General features: G+C 32.3%; 10 protein-coding genes. 4 read left to right on the top strand and 6 right to left on the bottom strand.

The annotated features are described in order from the left end of the window. Positions 1-52 precede the first annotated feature (52 nt). A complete protein-coding gene (locus JOOMADRAFT_RS16370; protein WP_008615319.1) occupies positions 53-1,609 on the bottom strand; it encodes an alpha-L-fucosidase in 1,557 nt (518 codons plus the stop codon). A 388-nt stretch (positions 1,610-1,997) separates the two neighbouring features. Here JOOMADRAFT_RS16370 and JOOMADRAFT_RS16375 point away from each other — a divergent pair, with 388 nt between their 5' ends. The 4 genes from JOOMADRAFT_RS16375 to JOOMADRAFT_RS16390 all read left to right on the top strand — a co-directional run bounded on the left by JOOMADRAFT_RS16375 (position 1,998) and on the right by JOOMADRAFT_RS16390 (position 7,399). Continuing rightward, positions 1,998-3,239 (top strand): sulfatase-like hydrolase/transferase, encoded by a 1,242-nt coding sequence (locus JOOMADRAFT_RS16375; protein ID WP_245547689.1) that lies wholly within the window; start codon positions 1,998-2,000, stop codon positions 3,237-3,239. 115 nt (positions 3,240-3,354) lie between these two features. After that, complete coding sequence (locus tag JOOMADRAFT_RS16380) at positions 3,355-5,205, top strand: sulfatase family protein (RefSeq protein WP_008615328.1); 1,851 nt, start codon at positions 3,355-3,357, stop codon at positions 5,203-5,205. A 7-nt stretch (positions 5,206-5,212) separates the two neighbouring features. Further along, positions 5,213-6,094, top strand: a complete 882-nt coding sequence (locus JOOMADRAFT_RS16385) for a family 16 glycosylhydrolase (protein WP_008615329.1) — start codon at positions 5,213-5,215, stop codon at positions 6,092-6,094. A 54-nt stretch (positions 6,095-6,148) separates the two neighbouring features. Then, positions 6,149-7,399, top strand: coding sequence for a glycoside hydrolase family 117 protein (locus JOOMADRAFT_RS16390; RefSeq protein WP_008615331.1), 1,251 nt, complete (start codon positions 6,149-6,151; stop codon positions 7,397-7,399). Between the two features lie 161 nt (positions 7,400-7,560). Here the strand turns inward: JOOMADRAFT_RS16390 and JOOMADRAFT_RS16395 are convergent, their stop codons facing one another. The 5 genes from JOOMADRAFT_RS16395 to JOOMADRAFT_RS16415 all read right to left on the bottom strand — a co-directional run bounded on the left by JOOMADRAFT_RS16395 (position 7,561) and on the right by JOOMADRAFT_RS16415 (position 17,731). Next, a complete protein-coding gene (locus JOOMADRAFT_RS16395) occupies positions 7,561-9,060 on the bottom strand; it encodes a sulfatase family protein (RefSeq protein WP_008615332.1) in 1,500 nt (499 codons plus the stop codon). Between the two features lie 151 nt (positions 9,061-9,211). Then, positions 9,212-10,774: a hypothetical protein gene (locus JOOMADRAFT_RS16400; protein ID WP_008615334.1), complete on the bottom strand. Its 1,563-nt coding sequence runs from the start codon at positions 10,772-10,774 to the stop codon at positions 9,212-9,214. An 11-nt stretch (positions 10,775-10,785) separates the two neighbouring features. Then, positions 10,786-12,597, bottom strand: a complete 1,812-nt coding sequence (locus JOOMADRAFT_RS16405) for a RagB/SusD family nutrient uptake outer membrane protein (RefSeq protein WP_008615335.1) — start codon at positions 12,595-12,597, stop codon at positions 10,786-10,788. 15 nt (positions 12,598-12,612) lie between these two features. Then, a complete protein-coding gene (locus tag JOOMADRAFT_RS16410) occupies positions 12,613-15,702 on the bottom strand; it encodes a SusC/RagA family TonB-linked outer membrane protein (RefSeq protein WP_245547690.1) in 3,090 nt (1,029 codons plus the stop codon). An 817-nt stretch (positions 15,703-16,519) separates the two neighbouring features. Then, complete coding sequence (locus tag JOOMADRAFT_RS16415) at positions 16,520-17,731, bottom strand: site-specific integrase (protein WP_008615337.1); 1,212 nt, start codon at positions 17,729-17,731, stop codon at positions 16,520-16,522. Between the last annotated feature and the right edge of the window lie 219 nt (positions 17,732-17,950).

The following is a 17,950-nucleotide window of genomic DNA, read 5'->3' on the forward strand; positions in this document are numbered from 1 at the left end:
TAGATGATTTGATTTCAAAATCAAAACCATTTCCTGTTAGACGAGAATATACCTAATCAACATGAGCATCTACTTCACCACCTATGTTATTTTCCGTATACCCCTCTAAAACAATTTTAAATGCATGTGCGTATTCCGTTGGGAAGTTTTTTGGAGAAGTAATAATGAGTCCTTTTTCATTTCTTTTCCATTTTATTTTTTCTTTACTTCCTAATAATTCAATATTTAAAATTTTAGAATTTAAAGCCCCTATTTGTGTACTAAGGGAGGTAACAACTATTTCAGAATCTGGCTTATCCATTACAATAACAAAGAATTCTTTATCTGATTTTTTTGTGAATCGAATATCAGTATTTTTATATTCTAATTTCACCTTTTCCTCAACTTTATGTCCGCCTTCTGGTAATCTAGTTGGACCTTCTCCAAAAATAACCCAAGGGCGAGTACCGTATATTGCTTCTCCATTTACCTCTAACCAGGCTCCCATATCAATAAGTAAATCTTCCATAACTGTTGGAATTGATCCATTTGGATCTGGAGGCACATTAAGTAACATTACTCCGTTTTTAGAAACAATATCTATAAGTATATCTATTAACTCGTTCGGTGTTTTAAATATAGCACCTGGACGATAAAACCATGCACCCGGAGAAGTGTCGGTTAACCAAGTATTCTCTTTAGGTTGATTTGGACGTCCTCTTTCATAATCCTTTATAGCCGTAGCTTCAGTAAAAGTAGATTCTTTATAACATACCGCCACTTCTTTATTCCACTCTATGCCTTTATTGTAATAATAGGCTAAGAATTTTAATCTAGATTCTTCTGTCATATTTTCTAACCACCAATCAAACCAAATTAAATCTGGTTGATATACATCTATAAACTCCTTTAATTTTGCCCACCAATCTTCGTAGAATTCCTCATCAGGTGTTTCAGAATCTAAAGCATGAGGGTTGGTATATAAATCATAATCTTTTGGATCAATCCCTCCAAAAGCATGTGCTGGCGCAAAGTATTGCCAAGTAAAAGCATGATGAAAAGACCCCATAAACTTTAAACCTTTGGCTTCAATTTCTTTTTTAAGTGCTGCGGAAGGATCTATACCTCCGTAATTTACCGAATTCCAACGTGTTACTTTACTATCCCACATAGCAAAGTTATCGTGATGCATGGCTACAGGCCCAGCAAATTTGGCTCCCGATTTAGCAAACAAATCAGCCCATTTTTTTGCATCAAAACCTGAAGTTTCAAATTGTTCTATAATATACTTATAACCAAATTCTTTTGGGTCCCCGTACTTTTCAAGATGATGTAAATAATCGTTTGAAGGAGTCCCATTTTTTGTAGGAACAATTTTACCATCAGAATACATTTTCATACCATACCATCCAGCATACCATTTTTCAGGATTTGTCCCTACAAATGCAGACGATACTGGCCCCCAATGGGTATAAATACCAAATTTAGCATCTTGAAACCAAGCTGGTATTTGGTTTACGGTTTCTATAGATTTCCAGTTTTCCTGAAATCTATCTTCATTCTGAGCATAGATAATACTACAAAATATAAGAGTAAGTAATGAAAAAATCGGGAGTTTAATTGGTCTCATTTGTATCATTTAAAATTAACTAATATTCGTTCACACAAAGATCGTATTAACAGCGATTTTTCTTTATACACATGGGTAAAAGACCAGAACAAATGTTTTTTCTTATTATTTTTTATTTAGCTGAAGAATAAATAAATATAGACTCCCTACCGAAGTAAAATATTAACACTGGTGTAATCTTACATAATACAAATAGTTACTACAATAAAACATATAAGGTAGGATTGCAAACATCTCTTTCATTTAAATTCTAGATGATTTGATATCTTCATTTTTTCAAAAAATAAATTCTGTCTTAGCAGTTTTATATAATATTTTTTTAATGATGATAAAAACAATATGCTCAATCACTCTTTATTTCTTATGCTTTTTAAGTGTATCTGCACAAATGAACATTCTCTTCATAGAATCTGACGATCAAAGCAATCAAACAGTAGGTGCTTTTGGAAATAATGACATTTTTACTCCAAATATTGATATCCTTGCAAAAGAAGGAGTATCATTTATTTCAGCTTATAATATGGGTTGTTGGTCTCCTGCTGTATGTATTCCTAGTCGAACTATGCTTATGTATGGAAAATACTTGTGGGAGTCTCAAAAAATAAATAAGAATAATGCTCCAAAATCCCTTCCAGAACTACTAAGTGAAAACGGATATTATACATTTATAACGGGGAAATGGCATGCCTTGGGGAAACCTGTTAAAGCCATTTTTAATGAAGTGGGAAGTATACAACCTGGGCAGTTAAAAACATACAACTCACCTTCAGGGCACATTACCGATATTACAGGTAGTGAAGCAGTGAAATTTATTAATAATTACAATAACGATAAACCCTTTTTTGCATATGTTTCATTTAATTCTCCACATGTACCTAGGCAAACAGCTCAAAATTATTATGATTTATATCCTATTGAAAACATTACTTTACCTCCAAGCGTAAAAGACAATTCTCTCTTAAATCCTAATGTAAGATACCAATATGCGCCAAATCCATTACAATTAAAGACTATGCTAGAACGGGTACAGCAAAATAATGCTATGGTTACTCATATGGATAAGCAGATTGGAGATATTCTAAAATCTTTAAAAGACAAAGGCATTTACGACAATACAATTATCGTATTTACATCAGACCACGGTATCAATTTTGGAGAGAATGGTGTAGCTGGTAAAGTATGTCTATATGAACCAAGTGTTACCGCACCGCTAATTATTAGAGCTCCAAACCTAGAGGCTGGAACTACTATTTCAGAACGTGTCTATTTACAAGATATCTTCCCTACCCTTTTTGATTTATTAAATTTAAAAATGAATTATCATACTGACTTTCAAAGTTTAATACCATTAATTGAAAAAAAAGACAAAGCTCGAAAATCCATTTATCTGGCTATGTTTGATGATCAACGTGGAATAATTTCTAAAAACGATAAATTAATTATCTATCCTAAAACTGGCGATTTAGAATTGTATAATCTAAAAAACAATCCATGGGAGACTAAGAACCTTGTTACTAAAATAACTTCAAAATCTACTATTAGAGAACTTCTGAAGCAATTAAGAATGTGGCAAGAAAAAACAAAAGACCAAACTGATCTAACAACCATTTACAAAAAATATGACTTATAAATAAAAACAATATCATACTTTATTTAATTTACTATTTACTCAATCCCACAATAAACTATTACTTGTAAATTAAGTTATTCAAAATTTTTAGCATTTAAACCAAATTCTAACAGACATGAATTTTAAATATATATACGTAACGCTGTTTTTTCTCTTTACATTATTCGTTGGAGCACAACCTCCAAATATTGTATGGATTGTTTCTGAAGACAACTCCAAACATTACATAAAACTTTTTGACGAACATGGGGTAGACACCCCTAACATTGAAAAATTAGCACAACAAGGAATTCAATTTAATAGAGCATTTTCGAATGCTGCAGTTTGTAGTGCTGCTCGTTCTACTCTAATCACCTCCAGTTATGGCCCTAAACTAGCGACCCATTATCATAGAGCAGAAGGAAAAATAACCCTAGCAAAAAACCAAGATATGTTTCCTACTTATTTAAAACGTGCTGGGTACTATACTGTAAATAATGCTAAAGAGGATTATAATATTAAAAAACCAGCTCATGTTTGGGACGAATCTTCCAAAAAGGCCACTTATAAAAACAGAAGTCCTGGGCAGCCTTTTTTCTATGTGCACAATATTCAAACCACCCATGAAGGTCAACTACACTTTTCTAAAGAAATAATGAACTCAACTAAAACTAAGGAAAATCCTGATGCTGTTTTTGTACAACCCAATCATCCGAATACATCAGTATTTCAATATTCGAATGCGTATTATCGAGACAAAATAGTTGAAATGGATAAAGAGGTAGGTAAGGTTATTAATCAATTGAAAAAAGACAATCTACTAGAAAGTACAATTATTTTTTACTACGGCGATCATGGTGGCGTTTTACCAGACAGTAAGGGCTATTTAAAAGAAACAGGTTTACATGTGCCATTAGTAGTATATATACCAGAAAAATATAAAAATTTAACCGCTTTTGAGCCTGGTTCTAAAACTAATGCTTTTGTAAGTTTCGTAGATTTCGGAGCAACAGTTTTGAATTTAGCAGAAATTAAAATACCTGAAACCATGGATGGAAATCCTTTTTTAGGAAAAAATATTACAATAAAAGATTTAGAAAATAGAGACGAAACATTCGGGTTTGCTGATCGATTTGACGAAAAATACGATATGGTGCGGAGTTTAAGAAAAGGAGACATGAAATACATTCGTAATTTCACTCCTTTCAACATCGATGGATTGATGAATAATTACCGTTACAAACAATTGGTCTATCAAGAATGGTTAGACTTATTTAAAACAAAAAAACTGAATGCTATTCAATCTCAATTTTTTGAACCAAAAGCACCCGAAGCTTTATACGATTTAGAAAAAGATCCTTTTGAAACTGAAAACTTAGTCAATAATCCTGCATATCACTCTCAACTTATAAGCTTGCGTAAAAAATTGAACACCTGGATGGAAAAACTCCCAGATTTATCTCTTTATCCTGAGTTTTATATACTAGAAAACGCCATTCAAAACCCAGTAAATTTTGGTAGTACACATAAAATGGAGATTAAAAAATATCTTGAAATCGCTAATTTATCATTGCTTGAGTTTGAAAAGGCTACTCCTATACTTTTAAAATATTTAAAATCGACTGATGATTGGCAGCGCTACTGGGCCTTGATAACATGTTCTAGTTTTGGTAAAAAAGCAAAAATATTTCATTCCGAAATTGAAAATATAATGACCTCCGATTCACAATTACTAAACAAGATGCGAGCCGCAGAATACTTAGGAATTACGGGGATAAAAAACACATCACAAGAATTAGTAGAGATTTTATATCAATCTAAAAAACCAACCGAAGCACTTCTTATATTAAATGCTATTGTATTGCAACGCGATTTTTATCAACATTATTCTTATCCCATCGACAATACCAAGTTGAGTAAGAGAGTATATAATAATGGACTAATTAAAGAACGATTAACTTATTTAAATAACGAAATAACAAATTAAAAATGATATGACACTACTAATGAATAAACAGTTACTATTTAGCGCTTTATTGCTTGTAACAGCAATAACTTTCGGACAAGAAACTCCATATTTTAAGAATGGGGAAGCTCCTGAAACTGCAAATAAATCTTGGAAACTAGTCAAAAATATGTCTGATGAATTTGAAGGTGAAAAGGTGGATGAAAAAAAATGGCAAATTTCTGGACAAGGTTGGATCGGCCGCGCACCAGGATTATTCCAAGCTAAAAATATTAAGATCAAAGATGGTGCTTTGCAAATTACAGCTTCGAAATTACAAAAACCGATTATTAAAAATAATAAAACATTTACCCATGGAGGTGCTTATGTTGGATCGAGAAATGCGATGAAATACGGCTATTATGAATGTGAAATGAAAGCCAACAAAACTTTTATGTCTTCTACTTTTTGGCTAATTAATGAACAAAGCGAACTAGAAGGCTGTGACAAGCGTACTACCGAGTTGGATATACAAGAAACAGTGGGGCACATTACTAATCCTGCTAAATGGATGAAAAACTTTGATCAAGCCATGAATTCCAATACGCACAGTAGAAATATTCCTGAAGATTGTAATTATGAGAAAGGAACTAGTAAAGGAAGCGCCCTTACTGAGGGAAAAACCTATGATGATTTTCATGTTTATGGCGTTTGGTGGAAGTCCAAAGACGAAATTATTTTCTTTTTAGATGGTAAAAGACAATCTACCGTAAAACCACCTGCTAATTTTGATATCGAAATGTATTTAAGAATGGTAGTTGAAACATACGATTGGAATCCGGTTCCAAATGATGGAGGTATGACTGGTAGTGTAGCAGATAGAACCACCACGTATAATTGGGTAAGATCCTGGAAATTGGTAGACAATTAATATTTACACAATTTATCGTTACCTAAAAAAATCTAATATTTCAATAAACTGGTTATGAAAAATAACAAATCCTTTATATCGCTATTTATACTATTAATTTTAATCTCATGGAAACTTCAATCACAAACTTTTCCATTTATATTACCTTCAGAAAAACCAAACCAGCCCCTTAGTGCTTCTATGATGCGAAACTATGACAACTATATGGCTCCTAGACCTGAAAATAACGAACTCTACACTCAGTTTAAATACACAGAACTCAAGGGCTTTAATTACAATAATCATGACGGTACTATAAGTAGAAGAGACCCCTCAAAAATAATTTTTGAAAACGGAAAATATTATGTTTGGTATACATATAGAGAAACTGCCACCCCACCTAAAGGCGCCAAACTATCAACAGAAACGATACCTTCTGCCGACTGGGATTTAGCAGAAATTTGGTACGCAACAAGTACGGATGGATTTACTTGGGAAGAACAAGGTGTTGCCATTCCTAGGCCACCAAAACCTAATTTAGGACATCGATCTGTTTCCACTCCTGATATTTTAAAATGGAAAAATAAATACTACCTGTACTATCAAGGTTTTAGTGAAGCTAGTGGGTTACGTGGAGATGATTGCCCTGTTTTGATGTCTTATTCTAGTTCACCAGACGGTCCATGGATCGCAACTAATAAAATCGTAATTCCTAATGGACCAAAAGACACATGGGATCAATATTCTATTCATGATCCTTATCCTTTAGTTTATAAGGATAAAATCTATTTATATTATAAATCTGATTTCGATGGGAAACCCGAATTAATTAGAATGCAAGGTCTTGCTACGGCCGACAATCCGTTTGGCCCCTTTACTAAAAACAACCTTAATCCAGTATTAACTTCTGGACATGAAACAACATTATTTCCATTTAAGGAGGGGATTGCCGCATTATCAATTAGAGATGGAAATGAGCATAATACTATACAATACGCTAAAGATGGTGTAAATTTTGAAATTGCTTCTATCGTAGAACTGATGCCAGCTGCTGCAGGACCTTATATTCCAGATGCGTTTACAAACACCAAAAGCGGAAGAGGTATTACATGGGGAATATCTCATTTTACAAATGCCACAACGTGGGATAAAAATCATGCTATTTTAGCACGTTTCGATTGCGATTTAAGTTTAGATCTAAATGATGTAGATATGAAAAAGCATCATGTATATCATCGCCCAGAAGTCTATTTTAAACAAGGATTAAATGAAAGACAGAAAGAACGTATTACGACCGAAAATGATAAATTAATAATGAAAAATTAAGCTTATTATTACATATAATCCTGTAATTCAACAATTTAACTTAAAATAATATTTTCTGCATACTAAAAGATGTCCAAAATATTCTAATTTCATGAATATTTTGGACATCTTAATTAAAGCTATTTTTATACTACCTCTTTTAAGTAGTAGTACTATCTTTTCTAACTTCGTGTTGCTATACCACTATCTCTCGTTTCATTATATAAGCGAAATAATTCATCTACCTTATCTTTATATGCAGGGTTATTAATGAAATTATCTTCTTCATTTTCAGTAGGATTTTCCTTTAAATTAAACAATGCGATTGGTTCTCTAATTCTATAATCTTTCTTATCAATTTGTATAATTAATTTCCATTCATCTTTAATGATTATAGTTTGCTTTCCTGTACCTGATTGTGTCATAAGAAAAGGATGAACTTGAGTAGTTTTTCCTTTTAATACAGGTAGTAAACTTGATGAATCCATAGCATTATCTCCTTCTAATTTTTGATTCGTAATCTCGGCTAATGTACCCAGAATATCAATACCTAAAATAGGTGTAGAAGAAACTGATTTTGCTTTAATTTCCCTAGGCCACCATGCGATAAAAGGTACTCGATGCCCACCTTCATACATTTGATTTTTTCCTCCTCTAAAAATATCGTTTGATTTGTGACCAGATTTTATAGTTTCCTTTTCTAATAATCCTCCATTGTCTGAAGTAAAAATGATTAAAGTATTATCGTAAACGCCCTTTTGCTTTAAAGCATTTATAATCATTTCCATTTGCACATCCAATTCTTTAACCATGTCTAAGTGGTTGGATGGTGTAGTACCCGCAATGTTAGTACCATTTAATTTTTCTGAAGGTGTATGAGGCAAATGCACTGCTTGAGAACAATAATACATAAAGAAAGGCGATTTATCAGTAGTGCTTTCTATAAAGTTAACTGCCTTATTAACTAATAATTCCCCAGAATTATAAGGGTTCCAATTACTATCGCCTAAACCTTCTTTTTTATCAAGCGTTACTCCTTTTTCCAACATATCCTTCTTGGTGATTAAGATAATTTCGGAATCTGGTCCCAATGATACCATCTTGCCATTTTCATACACAGCATACGGTTCCGCTTGTATTCCTGCTGGATACATAAAACTATAGTCAAATCCATTTTGTAAAGGTCCCTTGTCTATTACTCTTGAAATATCAACATCCAGTTCATGTTCCTTTCGAGGACTTCTATAGATTTCATTTGGATTGTCTTTTCTTGCAAAATCCATTCCAAACCCCCATTTCCCAAAGAAAGCAGTTTGATAACCTGCATTTTTCATTAATGTCCCTAATGTTAATTGATCCGGCTGTATTGGAGATTGTTGATAAGATCCCCAAACTCCCCAAGGCGCATAACTTCTATAGCAGTGATTTCCCGTCATGATAGCATACCTAGTTGGAGCACATAAGGCTGCAGGAGTATGTGCATTTGTAAAAATCATACCTTCCTTGGCTAACCTATCAATTGTGGGTGTTTCAAGAATAATATTGTTTGAATGCTTTTTTCTATAATAAGAAACATCACCAATTCCAATATCATCTGCTAAAACAACTATTACATTCGGTCTTTGTTGGGCAAAAACCATTACTGATATTACCGTTAGAATAAGAGTTAATATATATTTCATTTTTAAAAATTTTAATCAACTGCAATTTACTAGCCCCAAATTAGAGATGAATAATTCGCAAAAAAATGAAGATGCATGTTGTTATTAAAATCTTCATTCTTTTGTTTTGATTAGTAAAAATACAGCGAGCTATTGAATTTGAATGGTCAAATTAAGGTCTTTCATCTACCTCAATTATTCTCAGGTCATCTATGTATATTACACCTTTTCCTCCATGTCTAACATACACATTATAATCGTCGGCTGTATTAGCAGCTTCCCATTTTTTAGCAACCCTTATTGTTACCCAAGTATTTGAAGGTACACTTGCTATATCATTATGCCAGAATTGAGTAACGGTTTCATCTCCTCCTCTATTTATCCATGGAGCCATAAATGGAATTGCAGCTCCATCAACCTTATATAGTTTATATTCATATTGCACGGGCACACCTGCTTCTAAGTGAAAAGTATCCTCATAATTTATAAATGCTGAAAAGTTTCCAGCAACTGGGGCATCTACTTTCAAACTCATTGTCCCACTTGCTGCTTGCTCTGTTGAACTACTTATAATAGTTGTTGATAGGTTTTCATTTACTTTAGGTACAAAATTTAAGGCTCCACTTTCAAAATCAAATTTTATAACCTCATGTTGAAACATATTGACTGGCAAATCTGAAAAGCCTACAGCACTTCTAGTATCTGTAGAAATTAAAGAACCTTCTCCATCGTAACTCACAGTAATTACATCAGATCTATATATCTGATCAGTTAATTTAATATCTAGCATAGTGCCGTCATTAGTGTTTACTTTAACTGAAGCTATTGTAAAAGGAGAATCATTAACAATAACAGAAAAGTGAGATTCTTGTCCTGAAAAGGATTCAAACTCACCATTAAAAGGAACTTGAATTATTTGAGATTCTGATTCGGTTACTGCTCCTGAAACTTCGAACGGTAAAGATGAAGGTATAACTTTTACAGTAGCTGGAATATTATATTTCTCAAAATCTGCAGGAACATTCTCTCCAGTTCTACTAAGATTTAGGGAACCTTTAAATTCTCCTAATTTATTAAACTGAATGGTAGCAAGTGAATCTGAATTTGTTTCTCCAGCTATTTGCCATAATCTAGTATTTGGCCTCCCAACGGTACTTACATCAACAAATTCTACAGCTGAACCAGCTTCTACCGTAATTACATCGCTATCGGATTCGTGTGAAATAATATTTCCATCTTGACGTATTAAAATTTTAGGAACGATTGTATCATATACATCAACTAAAAAAGTGGTATCTATTACCCATCTCCCATCAACTTCCTTAGATTTAAATACAAAATCATCTGCGCCCTTAAACTCAACATATTGATCAAAAACATTGTATAAATTTACTTTCTGAATTCCTCCTTTTTTAAATAAAACATGTACAGTTTTATCATCTGTTTCTAACACAGCTGGTTCTATAATAAACTTATCATATATTGAATCTTTATTTGTAATTGGTCCCTTCAAATAGTAGTTTCCGTCCTCTATTGTCCACTTATGCGAGACTACCCCTTGAGACAGATCCGAGAATGAAGCATAGTCATTGATATTTACATTTAAAATTGAATCCCTGAAGCCACTAGTATACCATGAAACATCCGAAAATGAATTAGGTTCATCATATTCATCACGAGAACATGCTATTACAAGCATAATAATAAATACTAATAAATATAATTTATTTTTCATCTTTTTTTATTTTAATTATTCAAATTTGGATTTGCTGTAACTTCACTATTAGGAATAGGATAGTATCCATGTAAATTTTCATTATAATTTACAGCAGCTTGCTGAAAATCTTGAAATTCAAATCCATTAGATATAGGGTTCTCTCCCTCATTTAAAATGGCACCATAACGTATTACAGGTTTTCCTTTTAGATCAACTGTTTCAAAATCTGTTGCATAATATCTTCTATTACTTAAGTTTTCAAATCGTTCTTTAAGTATACCCCAACGTCTTAAATCTAAAAAACGGATAGCATGTCCTTCTTCAGCTAACTCTAAAGGCCTTTCGATAAACATCAAATGATCCATTACGTCCTTAGCAGTATATATTTTATTATCATGATTAGCAGTTGGATAAGTACTAGTAGTGCTTAAACCTATTAATTGTAATGCAGAACGATGTCTAACTTCATTGATCAAACTTATAGCTTGTGTTACTCCACCCTCATCTGTTCCTCCTTTTATTAAACATTCTGCAAGCATTAAGTAAATATCTGCCAGACGAACTAAACGAATATTAAGTCCAGATCTCGTATTTGGCACAAAATCATTTTCCGAATCTACCGTAGCCCAATTTGAATACTTTCTAAAATAAGCGCACTCATTATTATTAAATATTGTTACTGTTCCAGGTAGATGACCTCCATAATATGGGGTATCTAGATCGTCTGCAAATGCTAAAGAGTATGATGCTCGTAGAGAATATTTCCTAGGCTTGGTTAAAGTAATTGGATCGCAACCTTCTTCTCCTTCTTGACAAGGAACGTAATTTCTAGGATCATTTAAATCCAATTCTTCATTTTTGTAGGCTATTTGCAACCAACAACTTGGTAGACCTATTCTGTAACCTCCTAAATTTCCAGGAGCAAAGGATCTACCTAATGTATTTGAAACGTTTTGACTGTCGTAAGGACTTAACTCAGATTTAAAATTAACTGAGTAACTAATTTCTAAAATAGATTCTGAATTAAATTCACCTACTTCAGAAAAATTATCATCAATATTACTTACTAAGGATCTAGCGTATTCCGAATTAGTTATTATATCATTAAAATATACAGCGGCTGTTGTATAATCTTCTTCATACAAATAACTCCTCCCTAATTCTGCTGCTGCAGCTGCAGCATTAACTCTTCCCAAATCATCATTACTAGTCCAAATTGGAGGTAAATTGCTATATGCAAACTCCAGATCTGCTAAATAAAACTCTTTAACCTTAGATGCAGGACTAAGTGGTTGGTAAAACTCACTTTCTGCCTCTGGAACGAAATCGAAAATAGGAACACTTCCTTTATTAAACATATTATATAAATATGTATATGAAATTCCTCTAAAAAACCTTGCTTGTGCAATTATTTGATTGGCTTCATCTATTTTCTCTTGATCTGTATAAGTATCTATTAGCCTATTGCCATTCTCAATTACCTGGTTAGCTCTAAAAATTACAACATACAGTGCTGACCACTTATTGTTTATATCCACTTGTGAGTCATTGAAAGTATGATTATAAAACACAGCAAGTTGATTATTAGGGTTTGGTCTTCCGAAACCAGGATAATTTAAATCAGCTCTATTATTTTCGCCTACTACATTTAAAATTTGCGTGTTTTTAAAACCATTATAAACTGCGGTTAATCCTGAGTTTAAATCAATATTGTTTTTCCAAAAACTAACTGTCGATAATTCATTAGGATTTGTTTCTGTTAAAAAATCATCTGAACATGAAGAACAAATGAGAATACACAATAAAAAGATATTCAGTTTGTTAGATATAAATATTTTCATCTTATAATTATTTTATTAAAACTTAAATTCTATTCCAGCTCTATATATAGAACTAATTGGGTATACACCTGCATCAATGCCTCGCGTATTAAGCCCATCATTCCCTATTTCAGGATCAAAGCCATCATAATTGGTAATAGTTAATAAGTTATCGGCTGCCAAATAAAATCTTAGCATATTAATGTTCAATTTATCACTCCATTTTTTCGGCATAGTATACCCGAGAGTGATATTTTTTAAACGGGCAAAGCTTCCATCTTGTAACCAAAAATCTGTATAGCCTCTATAGTTGGCGTTATCTCTACCCCTATCTGCAGGGATATTTGAGGTTGGGTTATTAACAGTCCATTGATAAACTAAGTCTTGATGTGTTCCTTGCTTATAAGCATATGCTTTACTTCCATTAATAATTTCTCCACCAATTGCAGAATACCAATTCATAGATAAATCTATTCCCTTATAGTTAGATGTAAAATTTAAACCTAATTCATATTCAGGAGCTCCACTCCCTTTATAAACTCTGTCGTCAAGATTAATAGTTCCATCTCCAGCATCTAGAACTCCATCTCCATCTGTATCGATCGTTAATTGATCAACATAACGTAATGATCCTAACTCCGCTGTCGGATCTAACTCTCTATATTCTATTAATTCTTCTTCAGTTCTAACTAAGCCATCAGTTTCTATAAGAAAGAAAGCTCCTGCTTCATATCCTTCTCTTAAGGCTGTTACTAAATCTTCTCCTGGCAATCCAGGAGCAACTTGACTTCCGCTTAAAAATGAAAATTTATTAGAATCACTCATTTTTGTAATTTGATTCTTATTTGAAGAATAACTTGCTGCTAAACTCCAATTAAATTTACCCGAGTGCTTATAATTTGCACTCCATTCCATTCCATAATTCCTCATATCACCCACATTTAGAATTACGCTAGAATTATTACCTCCTCCAACTGTTGGTGGCAATATAACGGGGAAGAGCATGTTGCTTCGTGAACCATCATAAATCTCACTTGTTAGGGTTAGTTTATTATTAAAAAAACCGAAGTCCATACCAAAGTTTTTTTCTATTTTTTTCTCCCATTTTGCATCTGGATTTTTAAATGCTTCTTGTACTGCTCCCAAAACAAGTGCCTCATTAGAACCTGTTCCAAAAACATAATCATTTCCTATTCCAATGGTTGGATCCGTACTATAATCTAGAATACTTTGGTTTCCTGTAGTACCATAGCTAAACCGAACTTTTAAAAAATTAAAAGTATCACCAAAAACATCCTCCCAACCTTTTTCATCTGAAATAATCCAAGCTAAAGAAGCCGAAGGTGCATATATCCATCTATTATCTGCTGAAAATCTACTTGTACCATCTCTTCTAATACTTGCGCTAAATAAATATCTTCCTTTATAATCGTATTGAGCACGACCCAGCATACCTATTAATGTATTAACTCTATCTTGCCCATATCCATTACCAGTTCCTACATTAGCATCTAATGTTGCTCCATTTAGGTTTACCACTTCATTATTGAATAATTCAAATTTTTGAGCAAAAAATGAATTATAAGTATATTTTTCAGTAGAGTAAGCTCCCACAAGTGTTACATGGTGATTTCCGAAATTATTATTATAGGTTGCAATACCATCTATTGTAGCACTCGTAGCTCTGCTACTCTGATTTTTAACTCCCGATCTTGTTTGTTGTGGTATAAGACTTCCATCCGAACTATATGCTTGAAATAAGGGATTAATAGTTACACGATTATTATTTGTCCTACCCATAGAAACTCTTGTAGTTAATTTTAAATGTTTAAATAAGTTAAAATCAATCTGTGTACGTATATTAAAATCATCTCCAAATCTCTCATCAGATTGTTTAAGCTTACCGGCTAGGTTGCTAAGATTAATAGCATCGTTATTAGTGTTGTTTCCTGCACTATCACTAATAGTTGGGGCATCTGGATCTATTTCCTTTTGATATGGTTTATACCTATACCCATCTAACAAAATCTGCCATGGAGTATATTGTTGTTCATCTGTTCGTAAACCAATACCTGTAGTAATTGTCCATTTATTCTTTTTATAGGTTGTATTTGCACGGACGTTGAATCGTTTTAATCCTGAATTAATTAACGATCCTACCTGGTCAAAATAGTTAAGGGAAAGATTATATGTTAATCCTTCTTTTCCTCCAGTAATATTTACATTATGATTTTGTATCAAAGCATTATCAACTTGCAGGATATCCATCAAATTTGTATCGTTAGTAAAATCATTTGGATTTTGCTCTAAGGTGGTAAATGAATTATTTGGATACGTACCGTTTAAATTATTGAGTCTAATAAATTGTGAATACATTGAATCTTCAAAATTCATTAAAGGTATACTCGATGTTATATCTTGCATCCCTAAATAGCTATTGACTCCAATATCCATCTTTCCTACTTTTCCTGTTTTAGTTGTAATTAGTATTACGCCTGCAGATCCTCGAGTTCCATAAATAGCAGCAGAAGCAGCATCTTTTAATACATCTATAGTTTCTATTTCTGATACACTTAATTGTGGGTTACCGTCTTGAGGAATTCCATCCACTACATAAAGTGGACTATTACTACCAAAAACAGAATTAATACCACGAATTAAAATAACTGCATCTGAACCCGGCTGACCACTACTTGATGTAACATTTACACCAGCAATTTGACCTTGTAATGCATTACCGACATCTGAAGTAGGTATCTTTTCTAATCTTTCAGACTTCACCTGGCCAACAGCTCCTGTTAACTCTCTTTTCTTTTGTTTCCCATAACCTATTACAACAACTTCATCTAAAGTTTCTGTGTCGTTCTTTAGTTCAACATTTAAGTGAGTTCTACCATTTAAAGAAACCTCCTGCTCATTAAAACCGATATAGGAAAAAATTAACACGTTATCTGAATCCGTATTAATTTCGAAGTTCCCATCAAAATCTGTTACTGTTCCAATTGTTGTTCCTTTAACAATTATACTGACTCCTGGGAGCGGGCCTCCATCCCCTGTAACGATGCCTGTAATAGGCTTGTTTTGTGCCTGGATCCGACCAAAACCAACGACTAATAGAATTGTCATGATTAAGATTTTATACCTAAACTCAAAAGGTAAATTAAATTTCATAATTGGTTAACGTTTAAATTAGTTAATCAAAGGTTGATTTTATTAACCTCGAAAGGGATAACAAATGTCTTTTTTAAAGAAACAAATGGGCAAAATCTTAAAAATATGTTAACTAAAACGATTTAGAATAAAATCAGTATATCAGGTAATTAATAGAATAGATTCGTTAAAAAAATTGAAATTGATGTATAATTAGAAGTTTGTAGTATATTCATTCAGCTAACTATTTAATTTTACATTAAATCACCGACTCACAAAGGTTTACCTATTGAAGCTACTTCAAAAATTCACCTTTTTAATTATTTATATATTAATCCATTTTATATAAGGTGAAACAAGGAAAATTACTAGAAAGGAATACAATTGAATTATTGTAAGTCCGGATTTTATGAATTAATCGAAAGCTGCTTCAATAAGTACTTTGCATAGAATTTTTAACCTCATAAGTACAATCGATAGTATATTTTTAGTAGGTCAGAGATAAATTTTAGTTTAATTTAAACCGCTCTGTATATTTAAAATGCTATAACTTATTAAGTTTAAATAATACAAGACTATTTGTATACAGGTTTCATCCAAAAATAAAATTACTTTCACTAACTTATTCAAATTCTATACAACTAAAAAAGCAACTTCAAAGTTATTTTTACACAATAAAATATAGTTGTATAATGTTAATGTTTTTCCAATTCGGTGTCAGTCCATTTTCGACTCACTGAAAGGCATCGTAAACACTCAAAAAATCCAAAAAGATGTAGTTCCTTTTTCTCATTCAAAAATTAACCACTTTATCCAAAGCCATATCTGCTTCTTTTTTCATAAAATTAGCTTGATAATTTATAGTTGTAGTCACAGAAGAATGTCTGTATAACTTTTGCAACATTTGTATTGGTATTTTATCTCCTGAAATATTACCAAAAGTATGACGCGCAATATGCATACTAATATTCTTATTAATTTTAAGCGTTTCAGCTGCTAATTTTAGTCTTCTATTCAAATTCCTAGTGATTGTTTTAACTCTAACTGCTATATGCTTCTTATCATTTAAATTTACCTCCCCAATATCAGGAAAAACCAATGCCCTCTTATTGACCCCCATTTCATTTTTATAATACTCAAGGATAGCATAAGCCTTTTCAGGAATCTTTAAAGAATCATATTTTTTGTTCTTACTCATACGATAATACAACCTACCATCTTTGAAATCTGACCATTTCAACAATAACAAATCCCCTATTCGTATCCCAGCAAAATAAAAACTAAACAACCATAAATTTACTGCATGTTTTTGGGCAGGGGCTAAAAAATCAGCAGCTTCCAGTTTTTTAACCTCTTCTATACTTAACCCTATTTTTTCAGACTGCGGGAATTTGAGTTGTATCTTCCCCTTCCCAAAAGGATAAAAATCTCTACTCACTATTTCATCTGCAATGGCTCGATTATAAATTGTTCGTATTACAATTAAATGATTAACTACTGTTCTGGGAGATTTTTTTTGTCCATGCAATAAAAACGTCTCATACTTTTTAAGAAAAGGTACAGTAATTTCTTTAAAATTCAATTTTGAATTTCCTACAAATAATTGTAATTTTTTAATTCGCCCCTTTTGACTTATGTATTGATTATATTTCTCCCTGTCTATTAGACTTTGTAGGTACTCATCTGCAACACTAAAAAAATCCATCGTATTGGCTACAGTCAATTTTCTTTTAATTGTTGCTACCGAAGCATGTGAATTTAACGCTTCTGAATCGAGCATACACCCATTAATTTCAGCGAGTTTAACCAAGATTAACTGATTAATTTTATCTGCATTCGGATGTGATTTTTTGACTTTTCGGTTATGACTGTCCCAATATTTCTCTTCAATATATTGACCTATTGAAAAATAAGATGTCCTTCTATCTTTAGTTATTCTTATAGCTAAAGGATGTAAAAGTTTATTTTTGTTTTTCTTCCATAAAAGCACTTTAATAGACGACATATCATAAAAGTTTTTTATAAAATTAATCATTTTAGGTAAAACATAGGTAAAACATTTTATGCTTTTTAATGATTTTATTTGATATTATGTAAAACAGAAAAATATATAACTAATTGATTTTAAGGTGGTTTACGTTAAATTAATGTTTTTATTTTTATTTTCATAACCCGGAGGTCTCGGGTTCAATTCCCGATCTCGCTACAACAAATAAAAAGGCTT

It is taken from the genome of Galbibacter orientalis DSM 19592 (assembly GCF_000260115.1).
In the GTDB taxonomy this organism is placed as follows: domain Bacteria; phylum Bacteroidota; class Bacteroidia; order Flavobacteriales; family Flavobacteriaceae; genus Galbibacter; species Galbibacter orientalis.